At 73.9% G+C, this 19,792-nt stretch carries 20 protein-coding genes; 7 read left to right on the forward strand and 13 right to left on the reverse strand.

The genetic code is table 11. The features are described 5' to 3' along the window. Positions 1 to 73: 73 nt before the first annotated feature. The 7 genes from arfB to ACGF5G_RS25320 all read right to left on the reverse strand — a co-directional run bounded on the left by arfB (position 74) and on the right by ACGF5G_RS25320 (position 5,597). Positions 74 to 499 (reverse strand): alternative ribosome rescue aminoacyl-tRNA hydrolase ArfB, encoded by a 426-nt coding sequence (arfB, locus tag ACGF5G_RS25290; protein ID WP_357695345.1) that lies wholly within the window; start codon positions 497 to 499, stop codon positions 74 to 76. Between the two features lie 9 nt (positions 500 to 508). After that, positions 509 to 811 carry a hypothetical protein gene (locus ACGF5G_RS25295; protein WP_393266839.1) on the reverse strand — a complete coding sequence of 101 codons (303 nt, stop codon included), beginning with the start codon at positions 809 to 811 and terminating at the stop codon, positions 509 to 511. A 109-nt stretch (positions 812 to 920) separates the two neighbouring features. Next, the gene (locus tag ACGF5G_RS25300) at positions 921 to 1,784 is read right to left on the reverse strand and encodes a S1C family serine protease (RefSeq protein WP_393266841.1); all 864 of its coding nucleotides are present in this window, start codon (positions 1,782 to 1,784) and stop codon (positions 921 to 923) included. Between the two features lie 43 nt (positions 1,785 to 1,827). Then, positions 1,828 to 2,787: a VWA domain-containing protein gene (locus ACGF5G_RS25305; protein WP_357453523.1), complete on the reverse strand. Its 960-nt coding sequence runs from the start codon at positions 2,785 to 2,787 to the stop codon at positions 1,828 to 1,830. Further along, the gene (locus ACGF5G_RS25310; protein WP_393267027.1) at positions 2,784 to 3,770 is read right to left on the reverse strand and encodes a DUF58 domain-containing protein; all 987 of its coding nucleotides are present in this window, start codon (positions 3,768 to 3,770) and stop codon (positions 2,784 to 2,786) included. The genes ACGF5G_RS25305 and ACGF5G_RS25310 overlap by 4 nt, the downstream gene beginning before the upstream one ends. A 29-nt stretch (positions 3,771 to 3,799) precedes the next feature. Then, positions 3,800 to 4,849 (reverse strand): MoxR family ATPase, encoded by a 1,050-nt coding sequence (locus ACGF5G_RS25315; RefSeq protein WP_357695351.1) that lies wholly within the window; start codon positions 4,847 to 4,849, stop codon positions 3,800 to 3,802. Positions 4,850 to 5,069: 220 nt separating this feature from the next. After that, complete coding sequence (locus ACGF5G_RS25320) at positions 5,070 to 5,597, reverse strand: hypothetical protein (RefSeq protein WP_393266843.1); 528 nt, start codon at positions 5,595 to 5,597, stop codon at positions 5,070 to 5,072. Between the two features lie 413 nt (positions 5,598 to 6,010). Between ACGF5G_RS25320 and ACGF5G_RS25325 the strand changes: the two genes are divergently transcribed. Beyond that, entirely contained in the window at positions 6,011 to 7,006 is a 996-nt protein-coding gene (locus ACGF5G_RS25325) for an endonuclease/exonuclease/phosphatase family protein (RefSeq protein ID WP_393266846.1), read from the forward strand. A 50-nt stretch (positions 7,007 to 7,056) separates the two neighbouring features. On the opposite strand, the gene cimA is transcribed toward ACGF5G_RS25325, so the two are convergent. Further along, positions 7,057 to 8,637: a citramalate synthase gene (gene cimA, locus ACGF5G_RS25330; protein WP_393266849.1), complete on the reverse strand. Its 1,581-nt coding sequence runs from the start codon at positions 8,635 to 8,637 to the stop codon at positions 7,057 to 7,059. Between the two features lie 340 nt (positions 8,638 to 8,977). On the opposite strand from cimA, the gene ACGF5G_RS25335 reads away from it, so the two are divergent. The 4 genes from ACGF5G_RS25335 (at position 8,978) to ACGF5G_RS25350 (ending at position 11,492) form a co-directional block, all read left to right on the forward strand. Then, positions 8,978 to 9,538 (forward strand): peroxiredoxin, encoded by a 561-nt coding sequence (locus tag ACGF5G_RS25335; RefSeq protein WP_350704756.1) that lies wholly within the window; start codon positions 8,978 to 8,980, stop codon positions 9,536 to 9,538. A gap of 2 nt (positions 9,539 to 9,540) precedes the next feature. After that, a complete protein-coding gene (locus ACGF5G_RS25340; RefSeq protein WP_350704754.1) occupies positions 9,541 to 10,071 on the forward strand; it encodes a carboxymuconolactone decarboxylase family protein in 531 nt (176 codons plus the stop codon). A 164-nt stretch (positions 10,072 to 10,235) separates the two neighbouring features. Next, on the forward strand, positions 10,236 to 10,694 hold the full coding sequence (locus ACGF5G_RS25345) for a PRC-barrel domain-containing protein (protein WP_357695361.1): 459 nt from the start codon (positions 10,236 to 10,238) through the stop codon (positions 10,692 to 10,694). 60 nt (positions 10,695 to 10,754) lie between these two features. Continuing rightward, positions 10,755 to 11,492, forward strand: coding sequence for a tyrosine-protein phosphatase (locus ACGF5G_RS25350; protein ID WP_393266853.1), 738 nt, complete (start codon positions 10,755 to 10,757; stop codon positions 11,490 to 11,492). A gap of 251 nt (positions 11,493 to 11,743) precedes the next feature. Here ACGF5G_RS25350 and ACGF5G_RS25355 read toward each other — a convergent pair whose 3' ends face one another. Both ACGF5G_RS25355 and ACGF5G_RS25360 read right to left on the reverse strand, forming a co-directional pair. Beyond that, positions 11,744 to 12,841, reverse strand: coding sequence for a branched-chain amino acid aminotransferase (locus tag ACGF5G_RS25355; protein ID WP_393266855.1), 1,098 nt, complete (start codon positions 12,839 to 12,841; stop codon positions 11,744 to 11,746). 204 nt (positions 12,842 to 13,045) lie between these two features. Further along, the gene (locus tag ACGF5G_RS25360) at positions 13,046 to 14,077 is read right to left on the reverse strand and encodes a 3-isopropylmalate dehydrogenase (protein ID WP_393266858.1); all 1,032 of its coding nucleotides are present in this window, start codon (positions 14,075 to 14,077) and stop codon (positions 13,046 to 13,048) included. A 221-nt stretch (positions 14,078 to 14,298) separates the two neighbouring features. On the opposite strand from ACGF5G_RS25360, the gene ACGF5G_RS25365 reads away from it, so the two are divergent. Together ACGF5G_RS25365 and ACGF5G_RS25370 are read left to right on the forward strand one after the other, a co-directional pair. Beyond that, the gene (locus tag ACGF5G_RS25365) at positions 14,299 to 15,144 is read left to right on the forward strand and encodes an FAD:protein FMN transferase (protein WP_393266861.1); all 846 of its coding nucleotides are present in this window, start codon (positions 14,299 to 14,301) and stop codon (positions 15,142 to 15,144) included. A gap of 393 nt (positions 15,145 to 15,537) precedes the next feature. Continuing rightward, a complete protein-coding gene (locus ACGF5G_RS25370) occupies positions 15,538 to 15,894 on the forward strand; it encodes a hypothetical protein (protein ID WP_357695369.1) in 357 nt (118 codons plus the stop codon). Positions 15,895 to 16,130: 236 nt separating this feature from the next. Here the strand turns inward: ACGF5G_RS25370 and serA are convergent, their stop codons facing one another. The 3 genes from serA to ilvN all read right to left on the reverse strand — a co-directional run bounded on the left by serA (position 16,131) and on the right by ilvN (position 19,746). After that, positions 16,131 to 17,729 (reverse strand): phosphoglycerate dehydrogenase, encoded by a 1,599-nt coding sequence (serA, locus tag ACGF5G_RS25375; RefSeq protein WP_393266864.1) that lies wholly within the window; start codon positions 17,727 to 17,729, stop codon positions 16,131 to 16,133. A 363-nt stretch (positions 17,730 to 18,092) separates the two neighbouring features. Further along, positions 18,093 to 19,106 carry a ketol-acid reductoisomerase gene (gene ilvC / locus ACGF5G_RS25380; RefSeq protein ID WP_357695373.1) on the reverse strand — a complete coding sequence of 338 codons (1,014 nt, stop codon included), beginning with the start codon at positions 19,104 to 19,106 and terminating at the stop codon, positions 18,093 to 18,095. A gap of 124 nt (positions 19,107 to 19,230) precedes the next feature. After that, positions 19,231 to 19,746 carry an acetolactate synthase small subunit gene (ilvN, locus tag ACGF5G_RS25385; RefSeq protein WP_091096900.1) on the reverse strand — a complete coding sequence of 172 codons (516 nt, stop codon included), beginning with the start codon at positions 19,744 to 19,746 and terminating at the stop codon, positions 19,231 to 19,233. Positions 19,747 to 19,792: the final 46 nt, after the last annotated feature.

Genomic DNA, 19,792 nt, shown 5'->3' on the forward strand with positions numbered 1-19,792 from the left:
CCGGCGTAGATCCTCCGGTAGCGGCCCGCCGGCCCGTCGGCCGCCCCTGCCCGTCGGCCGCCGCGGTCGCCCGTCAGTCGCCGTCGACGCGGCGGTCGCGCTTGCGCTGCGACTGGCGCTTCTTCTCGGCCAGCCGGCGCTCCTTGGCGCCGCGCGAGGGCCGGGTCGGCCGCCGGGGCGGGGGTGGCGGGGCCGCCGCCTCGCGCAGCAGCGCGGCCAGCCGTTCCCGGGCCGCCTCCCGGTTGGCCAACTGCGCCCGGTGTTCACTCGCGGTGACCGTCAGCACGCCGTCGACGAGCCGCCCGGCGAGCCGGTCCAGCGCCCGCGCCCGCAGCGGTTCGGGCACCCCGGGCGAGGCGCCCAGGTCGTAGCTCAGCTCGACCCGGGAGTCGGTGGTGTTGACGCCCTGGCCGCCGGGGCCGGACGAGCGGGAGAAGCGTTCCCGCAGCTCAGCGGCGGGGACGACCCACCGGTCGGTCACCCGCAGTCCGTCGTCCACACCCCGAGGCTAACGCCCCGGCCGGATGCTCGGGGTGGCGGACGGGCTCGGGGTCGGGCCGGGTGGCGCGGGCTCGGCGTCGGAGTCGACGGCGGCGTACGCGACCGCCCCGACGAGCAGCAGGGCGATCACCCCGATCTTCGTGGTGACCACCTTGATCAGCAGCCACGCGGTGCGCCGGGCACCGGGCACGGTCTTCTTGACGGTCTGGTAGTCGGCCCACCCGCGTCGCGCCCGGGCGTACGCCGACCCGACACCGGTTCCGATGATCAGGCCCACCAGCAGGAGGGCCACGATGACAGGACGCTCCACCCACGCCAGTATCCACACTCAGCGTAATATTTCCATTGTCCGATCATTCCGCGCCGGGTATCCGACAGTTCTCACGTTCCCACGCGGTCTCGGCGGGCATGAGGGCAGCTCAGCCGCCCTTTCCGATGATCGTGTCGGCGGTCTTCTGCACCTGTTCGATGGGGATGGCGAAGCCGATCCCGATGGAGCCGTTGCCGTCGATGGTGGCGATCGCGGTGTTCACCCCCACCACCTCGCCGCGCGCGTTGACCAGCGGGCCGCCCGAGTTGCCCGGGTTGATGGAGGCGTCGGTCTGCACCGCGGTGTGCCGGTTGTCGCCGAGGCGCACCTCCCGGTCCAGGGCGCTCACGATGCCGGCGGTGACGGTGCCGGCGAGGCCCAGCGGCGAGCCGACCGCCAGCACCGGCTCGCCGACCCGGGTCGACCCCGGCTTGGCCAGCGGCAGCGCCGCCAGGCCGGCCGACGGGGGCACCCGAAGCACCGCCAGGTCGCTGCGCGGCTCCCGGCCGACCACCTCGGCGGCGAACCGCCGCCCGTCCGGCAGCTCCACCGTCACCGAGCCGCCACCCCCCTTCGCCAGGATGTGGTCGTTGGTGATGATGTGCTGCTGGTCGTCGACGGCGAAGCCGGAGCCGGTCGCCGAGGCCCCGGCGCCGCCCCCCACGAGCACCGAGACGACCCCCGGCACGGTCTTCTCGGCCGCGGTCACCAGCTCCGCCGGGACCGGGGCCGCCGAGGCCGCCGCCGGGCCGGGCGCGCCGTCCCGGCTGGCCACCACGCCGCCGGCGACCGCGCCGGAGGCGGTGGACAGGGCCACCACCGCCAGCGCGGCCAGCAGCCGCCCGTGCCGGCGCCACCCGGCCGGGCGACGGTCCGACCCGGGCCCGTCCCACCGGGACCGCCCGTCCGGGTCCAGCTCCGGCGAGATGAACCAGGGGCCGCGCGGCTCGCCCAACCCGGTCTGCACTGCCATGCGTACGCTCCTCACGTGTTCTTCTCGGCGGTGGCCGTACGGGTCAGGGCAGCCGGGAGAACCAGCGCATCGAGCCGGCCGCGGCGCCCATCGCGAACACCAGTCCCAGGCCGATGAAGCGGGCCGAGACGTCCTGCCGTTCGGTGCGGTAGCCCACCGAGGTGCCGATGTCGTCGTAGACGGCGCGCAGTTCGTCGCTGGTGTGGGCCTCGTGGAACCCGCCCCCGGTCTCCTCGGCGACCGCGCGCAGGGTCTGCCCGTCCACCGGCACCTGGATCGGCCGGCCGCCCCGGTCCACGGTGCCGCCGGGGGTGCCGAACGAGATGGTGTGCACCGGCACCTTCATGGTCACCGCGTCGGCCGCCGCCTCCATCGGGTCCATGCCGGAGGTGTTCGCGCCGTCGGAGAGCAGGATGATCCGGGCCGGCGGCGGGTCCTTGGCCGCCTGGCTGTCGAAGCCCTTCACCGCGCCGAGCGAGGTGCTGATGGCCTCGCCGATGGCCGTGCCCTGCACCCCGGTGGCCCCCTCGACCAGCCGCTCGACCCCCTCGTGCAGCGCCTCCCGGTCGGTGCTCGGCGGCACCAGCACCGCCGCGCTGCCCGCGAAGGCGACCAACCCGACGTTGAACTCGTCGGGCAGGCTGTCGACGAAGCGCCGGGCGGACTCCTTGGCGGCGCTGAGCCGGTCGGGTTCCACGTCGCCGGCGAGCATCGAGGTCGAGACGTCCACGGCCACCATCACCGTCGCCCGCTCGCGGGGGACCCGCACCTCCGCCGTCGGCCGGGCGAAGCCGACCACCAGCAGCGCCAGCATGGCGAGGAAGAGCCCGGCCGGCAGGTGCCGCCGCCAGGTCGGCCGCTGCGGCGCGACCCGGTCGAGCAGCCGCAGGTTGGTGAAGCGGACGGCGTACCGGCTGCGCCGGCGCTGCGCCAGCAGGTAGCCGACGGCCAGGGCGAGCACCCCGAGCAGCAGCCAGAGCCGGACGGGCGACTGCCAGATCACGCCGCACCTCCCCGGGCCGCGCCGGCCGGGGCCGCCGCGAGCCGCCGCTGGGCGTGCACGTGGCGCACGATGTCCGCGCTCCAGTCGCGGTCGGTGCGCAGCGGCAGGTGGGTCGCCCCGCTGCGGCGCAGCGCCTGGCCCACCTGGTCGCGCTGGGCGGTGGCGGCGACCGCGTACCGCTCGCGCAGGCGGGGGTCGCCGGTCCACACCTCCCGCGTCCGGCCGGTCTCCGGGTCGACCAGGGTGATCAGGCCGACGTCCGGCAGTTCCAGTTCGCGCGGGTCGGTGACCTGCACGGCGAGCACCTGGTGCCGCACGGCGAGCCGGCGCAGGGGCGCCTCCCAGGCCGGCGCGTGCCAGGGGTCGTCGGGCAGGCCGTCGAGGAAGTCCGAGACCACCACCACGAGGCCGCGCCGCAGCGCCACCCGGTGCAGGGCGGCCAGCCCGTCGGCCAGGTCGGGGCCGCCGGGCGGCGGGCGGCGCTCGTCGTACGCGCTGGCGCGCGGCGCGGTCAGCAGGGCCCGGAGCAGCCCGAGCAGGTGGGTACGCCCGCTGCGGGGCGGAAAGCGACGCAGCCCGGCCGGGCCGAGCACCTGCGCGCCGAGCCGGTTGCCGACCCCGGCGGTGAGGAAGCCGACCGCCGCCACGGCCGCCACGGCCAGTTCGCGTTTGTCCAGCTCGGCGGTGCCGTACTCCATGCTGGGGCTCGCGTCCACCAGCAGCCAGGTGGTCAGCTCCCGGTCGGCGTCGACCTCGCGGACGTGCGGGACTGTGGTCCGGGCGGTCACCGCCCAGTCCATCCGGCGCACCTCGTCCTCACCGGGGCGGTACTCCCGGCTGCCTGCCGGCTCGCTGCCCGGCCCGGGGAGCAGGCCGCGGTACCGGCCGTGCAGCAGGCCGTCGAGCCGCCGGGTGACGGTCAGTTCCAGCCGGCGCAGCCGCCGGTCCGGGGCGAGGTCGGCCAGCCCCGGGTCGGCCGGCACGGGCGCCGGCGAGGTGGCCCCGCGCCACCTCATGCCGCCGCCAGGTCGGTCGCGAACTCGGGGTGGCCGGTGGCGACGCGGGGCGGCGGCACCGCCTCGACCAGCCGGCGCACCAGCGACTCGGCGGACACCCCGTCGGCGACCGCGTCGAAGGAGAGCACCAGCCGGTGGGCCAGCACGTCGACGGCCAGCTCGCGGATGTCCTCGGGCAGCACGTACTCCCGGCCGCGCAGCAGCGCCTGGGCCCGGGCGGCGGCGACCAGCCCGAGCGTGGCCCGCGGGCTCGCCCCGTACGCGAGGAGCGGGGCGATCTCCGGCAGGCCGAACCGGCCGGGGTCGCGGGTGGCGAGGATGAGCCGGACGACGTACTCGGCGAGGGCGTGGTGCACGAAGACGTGGGTGGCGCGGGCCTGGAGGTCGCGCAGCCGCTGCGGGTCGAGCACCCGCCGGGCGGTGGGCCGGTCGGCGCTCATCCGGTAGAGGATGGCCAGCTCGTCGGCGTCGCTCGGGTAGTCGACCACGATCTTCATCAGGAACCGGTCGCGCTGCGCCTCCGGCAGTTGGTAGACCCCCTCGGACTCGATCGGGTTCTGGGTGGCCAGCACCAGGAACGGGTCGGGCACGGGGTAGCTGCGCCCGCCGATGGAGACCTGGCGCTCCGCCATCGCCTCCAGCAACGCGGACTGCACCTTGGCGGGGGCACGGTTGATCTCGTCGGCGAGCACCAGGTTGGCCATGACGGGGCCCAGCTCGATGTCGAAGGTCTCCTTCGACGCCCGGTAGATCCGGGTGCCGACGATGTCCGACGGGACGAGGTCGGGGGTGAACTGGATCCGGGAGAAGGTGCCGCCGACCACGGTGGCGAGGGTCTGCGCGGCGAGGGTCTTGGCCACCCCGGGCACGCCCTCCAGGAGGCAGTGCCCGTCGGCGACGAGGGCGGTGAGCAGGCGCTCGACGAGCCGATCCTGCCCGACGATCACGCGTTTGACCTCGAAGAGGGTCTGTTCCAGCTCGGCCGAACTCGCGTCGGGATCGGCCGGGCTGGGCACGCTGGCCAGGGTGTCCGAGATGTCCGTCACGGTGCTTGCTTCCCGTGGCGGCCCTCGGACAAACGTCGGATTATCAGCGCCGGGGCGGTCCTTACCGGCCCGAACCGGGACGAGCCTCCCGGGCCGGCAGCGACGACGCGGCCGGCCACACACCGGCGGGGGGCGCCCGCGTGCCCGACTCGCCCGCCGGTGGCCCACCGCGTGGCGCCGGCCCCCACGGGCGGTGGGGGCCGGCGGGTCAGCGGGTGCGTCAGTTGGTGATGGTCAGGTGGAAGGGCCGGTCGGACGGGCTGCCGGACGAGTTGCGGGTCTGGACGAAGACCGCGTTCGGCGTCTGGAGCCGCGGCGCCACCGAGATCTCCCCGCCCGGCGGCACGTTGTACGGGTCGGTGGTGCCGATGGTGGCGTGGAAGCCCTTCAGGGTGACGTTGTAGTTGAACAGGACCTGGTACTGCCCGGGGCCGTACCTGGTGGCGGAGACCGCCTCGGGCGAGCCGCGGAGCAGCGTGCCACCGCTGCTGACGACGGCGAAGGAGATGGTGCCCGGCGCGGTCGCCTGCGTGGACGGCCCCTGCGCCAGCGCGGCCTTGGCCTTGCGGGCCTCGGCGGGGGTGACCGCCGGCTGGCTGCCGTCGCCCGGCTGACGGAGGGACGGCTGGGCGACCTCGGCGCGCGCCTTCGCCGCCGGCTGGGCGACGGCGATGCCGCCCCCGGCCAGGGTGAGCGCCAGGGCGGCGAAGGCCACCGCCACCGCCTTGCGTCGGAAGAGTGTGGTCATGACAGGGTCTCCCTTTTGTTGACCGTGCGAATTCGACCGTTCCCGCGCTGTCACGGGACGGCAGATTTCCATTCTTGGGCCGGGAAAATGAGCGACAACCGCCGGAAGCCCGCACTTCAGGCCGCACCCTAGATGTTGTCGCCTCAACGATTTTCACCGGCCCTGAGCAGGCATTACTACTCAGAGTTTCGACGTCTCAACCCACTGGAACGTAGCACCACAAAAAGCCGGACGTCAATAGTTGATCACGCTTCATCAAAACGGTCGACAGTCGCCGACAATTTGTGAAAAGCGAATGCCACGGCATTCACGAATGCGCGCGGCGGAGGCGACGGGGCCGCGGCGCGCGGGGGGCCGGGCTACTCTCCAGCCATGATCACGCCAGGCGCGCCCATGATCGCCAAGGCCCGGCCATGACCACCGGGGCGGCGGAACGGACGACGGGCAGCCGGGCGGGACGATCGGGCACCGCGCTCTGCTGGGCGGCCGTCGCGCCCGGGGTCGCCTGGGCAGCCCTGCGGCTGGCCGGCCTCGACCACGGGCCGCTGGTCCAACTGCTGGCCTTCACCCCGTACGTGGCCGCCGGGAGCCTGCTGCCGCTGGTGCTCGCGCTCGCCCTGCGGTGCCGGTGGCCCGCGGTGGTCGCGGCGGTGGTCACGACGGCGCTGGTGGCCGTGGTCGCGCCCCGGGCCCTGCCCGCCGGGCAGCCCTCGGCCGCGGGGCCGACGGTGCGGGTGCTGACCGCCAACCTGCTCGCCGGGGCCGCCGACGCGCGGGCGCTGGTCGACCTGGTCGAGCGGCACCGCGTCGACGTGCTCACCGTGCAGGAGTTCACCCCCGGGGCCGGAGCGGAGCTGGACCGACTCGGCCTGGACCGGCTGCTCCCCCACCGGCACCTCGACCCGCAGCCGGGCACGGTCGGCTCCGGGCTCTACGCCCGGTTCCCGGTCGACGAGGGCGGCGTCCGACGCAATCGCGGCGGTTGGGGCTTCGACCAGGCGTACGGCACGGTGACGGTGCCCGGGGCGCCGCCGGTGCGGGTCGAGTCGGCGCACCCGGCGGCGCCGTACGCGGTGGACCAGGTCGGCCACTGGCGCACCGACCTGGCCGCGCAGCCGCCCGCGACGCCGGACGGGCCGCTGCGGATCCTGGCCGGCGACTTCAACGCCACCCTCGACCACGCCCCGCTGCGCGCCCTGCTGGCCACCGGCTACGTCGACGCCGCCGACGAGGTCGGCGCCGGTCTCACCGGCACCTGGGGCCCCTACGACGGCGACCCGATCCCACCGGTGACCATCGACCACGTGCTGGTCGACCGCCGGATAGCCGTACGGGCGGTGGCCGTGCACCGGGTGCCGGGCAGCGACCACCGCGCCGTCCTGGCCGAGTTGCGCCTGCCGGCCGGCTGACCCGCCGGGCCGGCTGCGGTGGCCGGCGCCCACGCGGTGGCTGGGCCGCCTCAGACCCGGGCGCGGTCGAGGCCGTAGGTGAGGGCGTCGACGAGGGCGTGCCAGCTCGCCTCGACGACGTTGGGGTGCACGCCGACCGTGGTCCAGTCGCGGCCGTTGCGGTCGGCGGTCTCCAGCAGCACCCGCGTCACCGCTCCGGTGCCGCTGCTGCCCTCCAGGATCCGCACCTTGAAGTCGGCCAGCTCGAAGTCGCGCAGCTGCGGGTAGTGCCGGGCCAACCCGGCCCGCAGCGCCTCGTCCAGGGCGTTGACCGGGCCGTTCCCCTCCGCGGTGGCGATCACCCGCTCCCCGCGTACGCGGATCTTGACGGTCGCCTCGGAGACCACCGCGCCGTCCTCCCGGTGCTCGACCAGCACCCGGTACGACTCCAGCGTGAACGGCCTCGGCGGCGCGGTGTCCAGCTCGGCGCGGACCAGCAGCTCGAACGAGGCGTCGGCGGCCTCGAACGACCAGCCGTCGGCCTCCAGCTCCTTGACCCGCCCGGTCACCCGGGACAGCGCCTCCGGATGGCCGGCCAGGTCCAGGCCCAGCTCGCGGCTCTTGAGCTCGACGCTGGCCCGGCCGGCCATCTCGGTGACGAGGATCCGCATGTCGTTGCCCACCACCTGTGGGTCCACGTGGTTGTAGAGCAGCGGATCCACCTTGATCGCGCTCGCGTGCAGCCCCGCCTTGTGGGCGAAGGCCGCGGCCCCGACGTATGCCTGGTGGGTGTCGGGGGCGATGTTGGCGATCTCGGCGATGGCGTGGGAGACCCGCACCATCTGCCCCAGGCAGCCGTCCGGTAGGACGGGCAGCCCGAGCTTGAGCTGGAGGTTGGCGACCACGGCGAAGATGTCGGCGTTGCCGGGGCGTTCGCCGTAGCCGTTCGCGGTGCCCTGGAAGTGCCGCACCCCCGCCTCGACGGCGGCGATCGTGTTCGCCACGGCGCAGGCCGTGTCGTTCTGGCAGTGGATGCCGAGCAGCTCCGGGCTCACGCCCAGCCGGGCGGTCAGGTCGGCGATGGCGGCGCTCACCTGGGAGGGCAGCATGCCGCCGTTGGTGTCGCAGAGCACGAACCGCTCGGCGCCGGCGGCGAGTGCGGTCTCCACCACGGAGGCCGTGTACGCCGGGTCGGACCGGTAGCCGTCGAAGAAGTGCTCGCCGTCGACGAAGACCCGGCGACCCTCCGCCACCAGGTGCGCCACGGTGTCGTGGACCATCGCCAGGTTCTCCCCGGCGGTGGTGCGCAGCGCCCGCTCGACGTGCCGCAGGTCGGCCTTGGCGACCAGGGCGACCGCCGGGGTCTGCGCGTCGAGCAGACCGCGCACCTGCGGGTCGTCGGCGACCTGCACCCCGGCCCGGCGGGTGGCCCCGAACGCCACCAGCAGCGCGTGTCTCAGGTCCAGCTCGCTGCGCGCCCGGCGGAAGAACTCCGTGTCCTTCGGCACCGCGCCCGGCCAGCCGCCCTCGATGAAGCCGACCCCGAACTCGTCGAGCAGCCGGGCCACCGCGAGCTTGTCGACCACCGAATAGCTGAGCCCCTCGCGCTGGGCACCGTCGCGCAGCGTCGTGTCGTACACCTGGAAGGTCATCAGGGATCCTTTCGAGAGCAACAAAAAGACCCCCCGCGGATGCGGGAGGTCTGCGCGCTCGGCGGAGGGGAGGCCGGCGCGCTAGGTGCGAATAATCAGGTAGGTGCTGGTCACGATCGCCACTCTGCCACCCGAGCAGTAGTTTTGGGAGGCACAGTCCACATGGCGGGACGGTGACGGAGGGTCGCGATACCGCAGCCGGCGCCCGCACGCCGGCGGAACCGGAAGCCGGTGATCCACTTCACAAGTGACCCGGCCGCCGCCAGGCGGAAACAGCGCTGAGGAAGTATCTGGAACCGATCCAGTTTTACCGGCCTCGTGCCACTGTCAAGGAGGACCTGTGCTCACTGTCGGTGACCGCTTCCCCGAGTACGAACTCACCGCCTGCGTGTCGCTGGACGCCGAGAAGGCGTTCGAGACGATCAACCACAAGTCCCACGAGGGCAAGTGGCGGGTCGTCTTCTTCTGGCCGAAGGACTTCACCTTCGTCTGCCCGACGGAGATCGCCGAGTTCGGGCGGCTGAACGACGAGTTCGCCGACCGGGACGCCCAGGTCCTCGGCGTGTCGGTCGACAACGAGTTCGTCCACTACGCGTGGCGCAAGGACCACCCGGACCTGCGCGAGCTGCCGTTCCCGATGCTCAGCGACATCAAGCGCGAGCTGACCGCCGCCTGCGGCGTGCTCGGCGAGGACGGCGTGGCCCAGCGGGCGACCTTCATCGTCGACCCGAACAACGAGATCCAGTTCGTCATGGTGACCGCCGGTTCGGTCGGCCGGAACGTCTCCGAGGTGCTGCGGGTGCTCGACGCCCTGCAGACCGACGAGCTCTGCCCGTGCAACTGGAACAAGGGCGGCGAGACCCTGGACGCCACCAAACTGCTCGCCGGGGCCGGGGCCTGACCGTGGGTCTGGACGCGGTCAAGGCGGCTCTGCCGGAGTACGCCAAGGACATCAAGCTCAACCTCGGCTCCACCATCGGCACCAGCACGCTGAAGCCGGAGCAGGCGTGGGGCACCGCCCTGGCCTGCGCCGTCGCCGCGCGCAACCCGGTGGTGCTGCGGGAGATCGCCGACGAGGCGGCCACCCACCTCGGGCCGGAGGCGATCGAGGCGGCCAAGGGCGCCGCCGCGATCATGGCGATGAACAACGTCTACTACCGGGCCAAGCACCTGATCGGCGACGAGCAGTACCAGTCGATTCCGGCGCGGCTGCGGATGCAGATCATCGCCAAGCCGGGCGTGGAGAAGGCCGACTTCGAGCTCTGGTGCCTGGCCGTCTCGGCCATCACCGGCTGCGGAGTGTGCCTGGAGTCGCACGAGAAGACCCTGCGCGGCGCGGGCTTCAGCCGCGAGCAGGTGCACGAGGGGCTGCGCATCGCCGCCGTCGTGCACGCCGCCGCGGTCACCCTGGACGCCCAGGCCGCGCTCGCCTGACCCGTACGCCCCGGTGGGCCGGCGCCGCACGACGGCGCCGGCCCACCGTCGTCCTCGGCACCGGCCCACCGCCGTTTCCGGCGGCGACCGCCCGGGTAGCTCCTCCCAGGACGAGGACTCGATCCGGCGAGACGACTGACGACAGTCGGGGCAGGAGTTGTCACATGGACAGGCTCGACCCGCACAGCACACACGGCAGCCCGGACCCCGTGCGCCACGGCGGCCAGGGCGAGTTCGCCGGCGGCGCGCCCGCCGGCACGTTCGACCCGTGGCGCTACCGGGACACGGCGCGGGTGGCCGACGCCGACCTGGTCGGCTACAAGGTCGAGGCCACCGACGGCGGCATCGGCAAGATCGACAATGCCAGCCACGAGGTCAACGACAGCTACCTGGTGGTGGACACCGGCCCGTGGATCTTCGGCCGGAAGGTCATGATCCCGGCCGGCACCGTCAACCACGTCGACCACGACGAGCGCAAGGTCCACGTCGACCGGAGCAAGGACCAGATCAAGGCCGCCCCGGAGTACGACGAGACCGCCGACACCGACCCCACCTACCGGGACCGGCTCGGCGGCTACTACGGCGAGACGTACTCGGCGATCCCGCCCGGCACCGCCCGCTAGCCGTAGTCACCGGCGCGCGACGGTCTCCCGCCAGCCGCGGGAGGCCGTTACCGTGTCAGCGTGGACGCCACCGAGGTCAACCGCAGGATCCCGTTCGCCACGATGTTCAACTTCCGCGACGTCGGCGGCCACTCCGGCCGTGACGGGCGCACCGTCCGCCGGGGCCGGCTCTACCGCTCCGACTCGCCGCACCGCATCGACGACGCCGACCGGGAGGCGTTCGCCGCCCTCGGTGTGCGCACGGTCATCGACCTGCGCCGCCCCTACGAGGTGGAACGCGACGGCCGGATCCCCCACTTCGACGGCCTGACCTGGCGCAACATCCACCCCGAGCACGCCGAGTGGGGCGAGCGGCCCTACCAGCCGGGCACCGACCTGGCCCGCTACCTGGCCGACCGGTACGCCGACCTCGCGGAGACCGGCACGGCCGGGCTCGCCGAGGCCGTCGGGCTGATCGCCGACAGCGCCAACGCCCCCGTGGTGGTGCACTGCGTCGCCGGCAAGGACCGCACCGGCATCGTCTGTGGGCTCACCCTCGCGGTGCTCGGCGTCGACGACGACGAGATCGCCGCCGACTACGCGCTGAGCACCGAGGCCGGCGAGCGGTACCGCGCCTGGTTCGAGGCCACCGGGCAGCAGGCGGGGCACACCCTGCCGGTGCTGACCTGCCCCGCCGAGGCCATGACGCTCTTCCTCGCCGAGCTGCGGGCGGCCCACGGCTCGGTCGAGGGCTACCTTCGCCACGCCGGCGTCACCGACGCCCAGCTCGCCGCCCTCCGCGCCCACCTCCTGACCTGACCCGCCCCCGCCCCGCTCCCGCCCCCGCTCCCGCTCCCGCTCCCGCTCCCGCTCCCGCTCCCGCTCCCGCGATCTTGCAGTTTGTGCCCCCCGAATGCGCGACCTGCCCTGATTTGTCCGGGCACAAAGTGCAAGATCGACGCGGCGGGGGCGGGGTGGCGGGGGTGGGATCGGGTGGGGTGGGGTGGGCACGGACGACGCCGCCCCCGCGCCGAGGGCGGCGCGGGGGCGGCGTCGGTCGCGCGTACGGGTCAGAGGATGCGCCGGACCCAGCCGTGCGGGTCGTCGGCCATGCCCCGCTGGAGGTCGACGAGCTGCTGGCGCAGGGTCATGGTGACCCGGCCGGGCCCGCCGTCGCCGACCAGGAACTCGCCGTCGGGGAAGCGCACCTGCCCGATCGGGGTGATCACGGCGGCGGTGCCGCAGGCGAACACCTCGCGGAGCCGGCCGCTGGCCGCGTCGGCCTGCCAGTCGGCGAAGCTCACCGGCCGCTCCTCGATCCGGTGCCCCGCGCCGGCGGCCAGCTCGAGCACCGACTCCCGGGTGATGCCGGGCAGGATCGTGCCGGTCAGCGGCGGGGTGACCACGGTGCCGTCGTCGTAGACGAAGAACACGTTCATGCCGCCCAGCTCGTCGACGTAGCGGCGCTCGACCGCGTCGAGGAAGACCACCTGGTCGCAGCCGTGCTCGATCGCCTCGGCCTGGGCCACCAGCGAGGCGGCGTAGTTGCCGCCGCACTTCGCCGCGCCGGTGCCCCCGGGGGCGGCCCGGGTGTAGTCCGGAGAGACCCAGACCGTCACCGGCTTGACCCCACCCGAGAAGTACGCGCCGACCGGCGAGGCGATCACCACGTAGAGGTATTCGTTGGCCGGGCGGACGCCGAGGAACACCTCGCTGGCGAACATGAACGGACGCAGGTAGAGGCTGCCGTCCTCGCCCTCGGGAATCCAGTCCCGGTCGATCTCGACGAGCCGGCGCAGCGAGTCGACGAACGCCTCCTCGGGCAGCGGCGGCATCGCCATCCGCCGGGCGGAGGCGGCGAACCGGGCGCCGTTGGCCTCCGGCCGGAACATGGTGACCCCGCCGTCGGGCGTCCGGTACGCCTTCAGGCCCTCGAAGATCTCCTGCGCGTAGTGCAGGACCGCGGCGGCCGGGTCCATCGGGATCGGCGCGCGCGCCTCGACCCGGGCGTCGTACCAGCCCTTGCCGTCGGCGTAGCGGATGGTGACCATGTGGTCGGTGAAGACCCGGCCGAACCCGGGGTTGGCCAGCAGGGCGGCCCGGTCGGCGACGGATACCGGCGCGGGATTCGGACGGATCTCGAAGTCGAGCTTGTCACCACCGCTCATCGCGCTGACCTCCCTGGGGACGGACGGCACACGGGTCCGCATGCCGAGAAAGATGGTGCGAGAAACTTACCCCGAACGGTCGTTCAGGGGGTAGCTACGCCCGGCGCATCGACGGCGCCGGACGGGTGACCCGCCGCGGCACCCGTGGCGTCGGAGGGACGGAGGACAGGGAAGGGGCGCCCCGGTGGGGCGGGCCCGCCGGCTTCAGGAGGCGGCGTACCCGGCCAGCCGGTCGCCGACCTCCTCGGTGCGCAGCGGTACGCCCGGGGCCCGGCCGGCCAGCTCCGTGCCGACCGCGGCGGTGACGCGGGCCGCGGCGTCGGCGTGCCCGAGCTGGTCGAGCAGCAACGCGGCCGAGAGCACGGCCGCGACCGGGTCGGCCACGCCGCGCCCGGCGATGTCCGGCGCGGAGCCGTGTACCGGCTCGAACATCGAGGGGTAGGCCCCCTCGGGGTTGATGCTGCCGCTGGCCGCCAGCCCGATCCCGCCGGTGACCGCCGCGGCGATGTCGGTGAGGATGTCGCCGAACAGGTTGTCGGTGACCACCACGTCGTAGCGCTGGGGCTGGGTGACCAGGAACATCGCGGCGGCGTCTACGTGCTGGTATTCCGTGGTCACGTCGGGGTGCTCGGCGGCGACGGCCTCGAACGCGCGCGCCCACAGCGAGCCGGCGTGGGTGAGCACGTTGGTCTTGTGCACCAGGGTGACCTTGCGCCGCTCGCGGCGCGTGGCGCGGGCGAAGGCGTCGCGGATCACCCGCTCCACCCCGTGCCGCGTGTTCAGGCTCTCCTCGGTGGCGACCTCGGCGGGGGTGCCGCGGTGCAGCGCGCCACCGGCGCCCGCGTACAGGCCCTCGGTGCCCTCGCGCACCACCACCAGGTCGACCTCGCCGGGCTTGACGCTGGCCAGCGGCCCGGCCACGCCGGGCCAGAGCCGCGCCGGACGCAGGTTGACGTACTGGTCGAAGGCGAACCGCAGCTTGAGCAGCAGGCCCCGCTCCAGCACGCCCGGCGGCACGGTGGGGTCGCCGACCGCACCGAGCAGGATGGCGTCGTGCCCGGCCAGCTCGTCCAGCACCGAGTCGGGCAGCACCTCGCCGGTGCGGTGCCAGCGGGCGGCGCCGAGGTCGTATTCGGTAGCCTCCACCCCCGGGAGCACGGCGTCGATGACCTTGCGGGCCTGCGCGACCACCTCGGGTCCGATCCCGTCCCCGGCCACCACCGCGATCCGTGCCACGTCCTGCGCTCCTTCGCCTCGCCGTTACGTCTGACCGTACGCCGCTGTCCCGCCTCCCGGTACGAAGGTTCCACGATTCGGGAAACCGAGATGCACAGGATGCTCTCAGGTGACATTCATGGTGGGGTCATCTCCGCTGCCTAGCGTGGTGACGAGCGGGTCACGGGGGCCCGCGACGGCACCGCGACGACGCGGCCCGCCGGCAGCGAGGGAGCACTGTCATGCGGATCGACCAGCAGCCACGGACCCGCTGGGTGGACCAGCCGGCCTTCCAGCCCCGCCGGCCTGACCTGCGCCTCGGCGCCCGCAGCCACCGCGTCGACCGCCCCGGCGCGGCCACCGGCGACCGGATCGCCGTCCAGCACACCGTGCGGACCTCGACGGCGGAATACTCGCTGCTGCTCAACGCGCCCGAGTGGCTGGGCCGCCGCGGCGTCGGGGACGCGCTGCGCGACGCGGTGGCGGAACTGCGGGCCATCGACCTCACGTACGGCCCGAGCCGGCCCGAGAGCCTGGTCTCCCGGCTGCGCCGCGGCGAGATCAGCCCCGAGTCGTACCCGCCGCTGGCCGACCTGGTCGACCGCTGCGCGGCGATGCGGGCGGCCACCGACGGCTGGTTCGACGCCTGGGCGGTGCCCGGCGGCTTCGACCCGGGCGGCCTGCTCGGCGGGTGGGCGGTCGAGCGTGCCGCCGCCCGGCTGCGCGCCGCGGGCATCCACGACTACGCCGTGCTCACCGGCGCCGACCTGGTCGTACGCGGGCACGCGGCGCACGGCGGCCCGTGGCGGGTGGCGGTGCACCACCCGACGGATCGGCACCGCGCGCCGCTGGTGCTGGAGATGACGGCGGGTGCGGTCGGCACGTCCGGGGTGAGCGGCCGGCAGGGACACGTGGTGGACCCTCACACGGGCGAGCCGGCCGAGCAGTTGGTCGCCGCGACGGTGGTCGGCCCCGACCTCGCCGTCGCCGACGCCTACGCCACCGCGCTCTACGCCGCCGGGCCGGCCGGTCTCGTCTGGTTCCGCAACGGGTCGGACTACCGCGCGCTCTTCGCCCACCGCCGCTGAGCCGCCGACCGGTGCGGGCGCCGAGCCGGCGACCGGTGTGGAGCGTCGCCGAGACGCCGGCCGGTGCCGTGCGGTCGGGTGCCGTGCGGCGGCGGGCGGTGCGGGGCCGGCATGCGCGATCGGCCCCCACGGTCTCGGCAACGACCGTGAGGGCCGGTCAGCGACGAGTGCGCGTGGCTCGCGCAATCGAGGGGTGCGGGCCGGTCGGCCGGACGTCGACCTCGCCACCCGAAGACGGGCCTACGCCGCGAGCTCGGCCAGTGACCGCACCGGTACGCTAGCGAATCGACGTAACTCGACGCAAGGGTCTCCACACCGGACCGTCGCGGCACGGAAGGGCCCATCGGCGGGGCGATTTCGACAGGCTGAACGGCGGATGGCACGCTGTCCGCCGTGAGTTTCGATCTGAGCGTGTGGGCCCTGGCGGACGGGGCGACACCCGAGGACGTGCGGGCCGCGGTGCGGCGCTGCCGGCAGGGGCAGCACGTCGAACGCCACCCGGATCCGCGGGTGGTGGCGTTCTACCGGGCGATCACCAGAAGCTATCCGGACCGGCCCGCCGGGCGGGACACCCCGTGGGCGGTGGCGCCGCTGCACGCGGCGAACGACCACGTCGAGCTGAACCTGCACCCGACCTGTCCGGACCAGGTGCTGCTCGACATCGAGCGGCTGGCCGGCGAGCACGACCTGATGCTCTTTGACGCCCAGGACGGCTCGGTCTACCCGCCGCCGGCGCGCCTACCCGGCTGAACGGGCGGTCCGGGTCGGTCACGTCCTGCATCGCCGCGATACCGCCCGGCATCACGACGCCCCCGCCGCCGGCTGACCGTCGAACGGACGACGAAGGGCCCGCCGCCGCCCGGAGCGGCCCGCACGCGACGACGGGCCCGCCGCCCGGAGCGGCCCGCACGCGACGACGGGCCCGCCGCACGGCGGACGACGAAGGGCCCGGCGGAATCGCCGGGCCCCCGTCGTCGTGCGTCAGGTCACTCGTCGCGCAGGTCGGCGGCGCTGGCCGCGACCGCCCCGATCGAGTCCGCCGCGGAGGTGAGCAGGTCCGCGCCGAGCGCCTGGTCCACCGTGAGGGTCATCAGCGTCTCGCCGCCGGCCTCCCGGCGGGCCACCTGCATCGCCGCGATGTTGATGCCGGCCTCGCCGAGCAGGGTGCCGACGGTGCCCACGACGCCCGGCCGGTCGACGTAGCGGAGGAAGACGAGGATGCCCTCCGCGCCGATCTCCACGTCGAAGCCGTCCACCTCGGTCAGCTTGAGGACGTCCCGCGTGCCCGCCTGGGTGACCGTGCCGGAGACGCTGACCGTACGCCCGTCGGGCAGCGCGCCCCGGACGGTGACCAGGTTGGGGTGGTCGACCGTCTCGGCCTGGGTGACCAGGGTGACCTCGACGCCGCGCTCGGCCGCCAGGTGCGGGGCGTTGACGTAGGTCACCTGCTCCTCGACCACCGAGCTGAACAGCCCCTTGGTGGCGGCGAGCTTGAGCACCGACACGTCGTGGTTGACGATCTCGCCCCGCACCTCGACGGTGACGCTGGCGGCGACCCCGCCCGCGACGGCGGTGAAGGCCCGGCCGAGCTTCTCGGCCAGCGGCAGCAGCGGCCGGACGTCCTCGGCGACGACGCCGCCGGCCTGCACGTTGACCGCATCCGGCACGAACTCGCCCTGGAGCGCCAGCTTGACGCTCTTGGCCACGGCCAGACCGGCCTTGTCCTGCGCCTCGGCGGTGGAGGCGCCCAGGTGCGGGGTGGCCACCACGTTGTCGAAGGCGAACAGCGGCGAGGAGGTGCAGGGCTCCTTGGCGTAGACGTCCACGCCCGCGCCGGCGACCCGGCCCTCGGCGATGGCGTCGGCCAGGGCCTGCTCGTCGACCAGCCCGCCGCGGGCGGCGTTGACGATCCGGACGCCGGGCTTGACGACGGCCAGCTCCTTCTCACCGATCAGGCCGACGGTCTCCGGGGTCTTCGGCAGGTGGATGGAGATGAAGTCGCTCTCCCGCAGCAGCTCCTCCAGGCCCACCAGGCGGACGCCGAGCTGGGCGGCGCGGGCCGGCTGGATGTACGGGTCGTACGCGATCAGCCGGGTGCCGAAGGCGGCGATCCGCTGCGCGAAGAGCACGCCGATGCGGCCGAGCCCGACCACGCCGACGGTCTTGCCCTGGATCTCCACGCCGGTGTACTTCGACCGCTTCCACTCCCCCGCCTTCAGCGCGGCGCTGGCGCTGGCGGTGTTGCGGGCCACGGCCAGCAGGAGGGCGACGGCCTGCTCGGCGGCGGAGACGATGTTGGAGGTGGGGGCGTTGACGACCATGACGCCCCGCGCGGTGGCGGCCGGCACCTCGACGTTGTCCAGGCCCACGCCCGCCCGGGCGACGACCTTCAGCCGCGGCGCGGCGGCGATCGCCTCGGCGTCGATCTGGGTGGCGCTGCGCACGATGACGGCGTCGGCCTCGGAGAGCGCCGAGAGCAGGGCCGGACGGTCGGTGCCGTCGACGTGGCGGACGTCGAAGTCGTGGGCGAGCACCTCGATGGCGGCGGGAGCGAGTTCTTCGGCGATCAGTACGACAGGAGTCATTGGTCCTCGTAGTTGTCGTCAGAGCGGTAGGCCGGGCTGCGGGACGCCGCGCTGCGCCCTGCACTGATCCGTGCCATGGCCGTCAGGTGCCGGCTACGCACCTACCCGCGATCGTAGGGGGCCGGCCGGCCGGCATGTCCCGGACCGTGGGGTGAGTGCCCTCACAACGGGCGACGACCTGCCGGTGAACGGCGCACGACGGGGCGCCCGCGCCGCCTCGGCGAGGCGGGCGAGGTCCCGTTCGGGGCGGGTGGATCGGCCGGATGGCGCCGGCGCGGCGAGCGGTGTCGGTGGGTGGCGGAAAGGAGGCGGCCCGGCCGGGCGCCGGGGAGAGCGCCCGGGCCGGGTCGCCGGGGGTGTTCGTCAGGCGGTCTCGGTGATCGGGCGGTCGACCCAGCTCATCATGCCGCGCAGCTTGCGACCGGTCTCCTCGATCGGGTGCGCCGCGCCCTCGGCCTGCCACTTGCTGAAGTTCGGCCGGCCGGCCTCGTCCTCGGTGACCCACTCCCGGGCGAACTCGCCGGACTGGACCTCGCTGAGGATCTTGCGCATCTCCTCCTTGACCCGGGCGTCGATGACGCGCGGCCCGCGGGAGAGGTCGCCGTACTCGGCGGTGTCCGAGATGCTGTAGCGCATCTTGGCGATGCCGCCCTCGTACATGAGGTCGACGATGAGCTTCAGCTCGTGCAGGCACTCGAAGTACGCCACCTCGGGGGCGTAGCCCGCCTCGGTGAGCACCTCGAAGCCGGTCTGCACGAGTGCCGCCGCACCACCGCAGAGCACCGCCTGCTCGCCGAAGAGGTCGGTCTCGGTCTCCTCGGTGAAGGTGGTCTTGATCACGCCGGCCCGGGTGCCGCCGATGCCCTTGGCGTACGACAGGGCCAGGGCGAGCGCGTTGCCGCTGGCGTCCTGCTCGACGGCGACCAGGCAGGGCACACCCTTGCCGTCGGCGTACTGGCGGCGCACGAGGTGACCGGGGCCCTTCGGGGCGACCATCGCCACGTCGACGTCGGCCGGCGGCTTGATCAGGCCGTAGCGGATGTTGAAGCCGTGGCCGAAGAAGAGGGCCTTGCCCGGCTTCAGGTTCGGCGCGATCGAGTCGGCGTAGAGGCGTCGCTGGGCCGTGTCCGGCGCCAGGATCATGATGACGTCGGCCTCGGCCGCCGCCTCGGCCGGCGTGACCACCCGCAGGCCCTGCTCCTCCGCCTTGGCCCGGCTCTTGGAGCCCTCCGGCAGACCGATCACCACGTCGACGCCGGAGTCGCGCAGCGACAGCGCGTGCGCGTGGCCCTGGCTGCCGTAGCCGATCACGGCGACCTTCCGGCCCTGGATCAGGCCCAGGTCGGCGTCGTCGTCGTAGTACACCTCAACGCTCATGATTTTCCCTTTCGTACGGCGGCCCGGGCGGCCCGTCGTGGATCTGTGCGAATGGCGGTTCCGGCGGCGCGCCGCGCCGGCCAGGTGGGGCGGGTCAGGCGGCGCGCCGCGTGGGCGGCCGGGGTCAGGCGGCCCGGAGCGCGGGCCCGGCGGTGATGGAACGCGAACCGCGCCCGATCGCCACCAGCCCCGACTGGACCATCTCCTTGATGCCGAAGGGCTCGAGGTCGCGCAGCAGCGCGTCGAGCTTGTCCGGCGTGCCGGTGGCCTCGATGGTCAGCGTGTCCGGTGCCACGTCGACCACCCGGGCCCGGAACAGGCCGACCGTCTCCAGGACCTGGGCCCGGGCCGCGCGGTCGGCGCGCACCTTGACCAGGAGCAGTTCCCGGGCGACCGAGACCTGCGGGTCCAGCTCGACGATCTTGAGCACGTTGACCAGCTTGTTGAGCTGCTTCGTCACCTGCTCCAGCGGGGACGACTCGGCGTTGACCACGATGGTGATCCGGGAGACGTCCGGGTTCTCGGTCTCGCCGACGGCGAGGCTGTCGATGTTGAAGCCGCGCCGGGAGAACAGGCCGGAGACCCGGGCCAGGACGCCCGGCTTGTTCTCCACCAGCACGGACAGGGTGTGCATCGTCATGCCACGACCTCGCTGCGCACGGTCGCGTCCTGACGCGGGTGGGGGC

This window comes from Micromonospora sp. NPDC047730, assembly GCF_043204765.1.
In the GTDB taxonomy this organism is placed as follows: Bacteria; Actinomycetota; Actinomycetes; order Mycobacteriales; family Micromonosporaceae; genus Micromonospora.

Coding starts and splice junctions, on each gene's coding strand:
- ACGF5G_RS25300 (WP_393266841.1), bottom strand. CDS start 1,784: ATGGCAGTGCAGACCGGGTTGGGCGAGCCGCGCGGCCCCTGGTTCATC.
- ACGF5G_RS25320 (WP_393266843.1), bottom strand. CDS start 5,597: ATGACCACACTCTTCCGACGCAAGGCGGTGGCGGTGGCCTTCGCCGCC.
- ACGF5G_RS25325 (WP_393266846.1), top strand. CDS start 6,011: ATGACCACCGGGGCGGCGGAACGGACGACGGGCAGCCGGGCGGGACGA.
- cimA (WP_393266849.1), bottom strand. CDS start 8,637: ATGACCTTCCAGGTGTACGACACGACGCTGCGCGACGGTGCCCAGCGC.
- ACGF5G_RS25345 (WP_357695361.1), top strand. CDS start 10,236: ATGGACAGGCTCGACCCGCACAGCACACACGGCAGCCCGGACCCCGTG.
- ACGF5G_RS25355 (WP_393266855.1), bottom strand. CDS start 12,841: ATGAGCGGTGGTGACAAGCTCGACTTCGAGATCCGTCCGAATCCCGCG.
- ACGF5G_RS25365 (WP_393266861.1), top strand. CDS start 14,299: ATGCGGATCGACCAGCAGCCACGGACCCGCTGGGTGGACCAGCCGGCC.
- serA (WP_393266864.1), bottom strand. CDS start 17,729: ATGACTCCTGTCGTACTGATCGCCGAAGAACTCGCTCCCGCCGCCATC.
- ilvC (WP_357695373.1), bottom strand. CDS start 19,106: ATGAGCGTTGAGGTGTACTACGACGACGACGCCGACCTGGGCCTGATC.
- ilvN (WP_091096900.1), bottom strand. CDS start 19,746: ATGACGATGCACACCCTGTCCGTGCTGGTGGAGAACAAGCCGGGCGTC.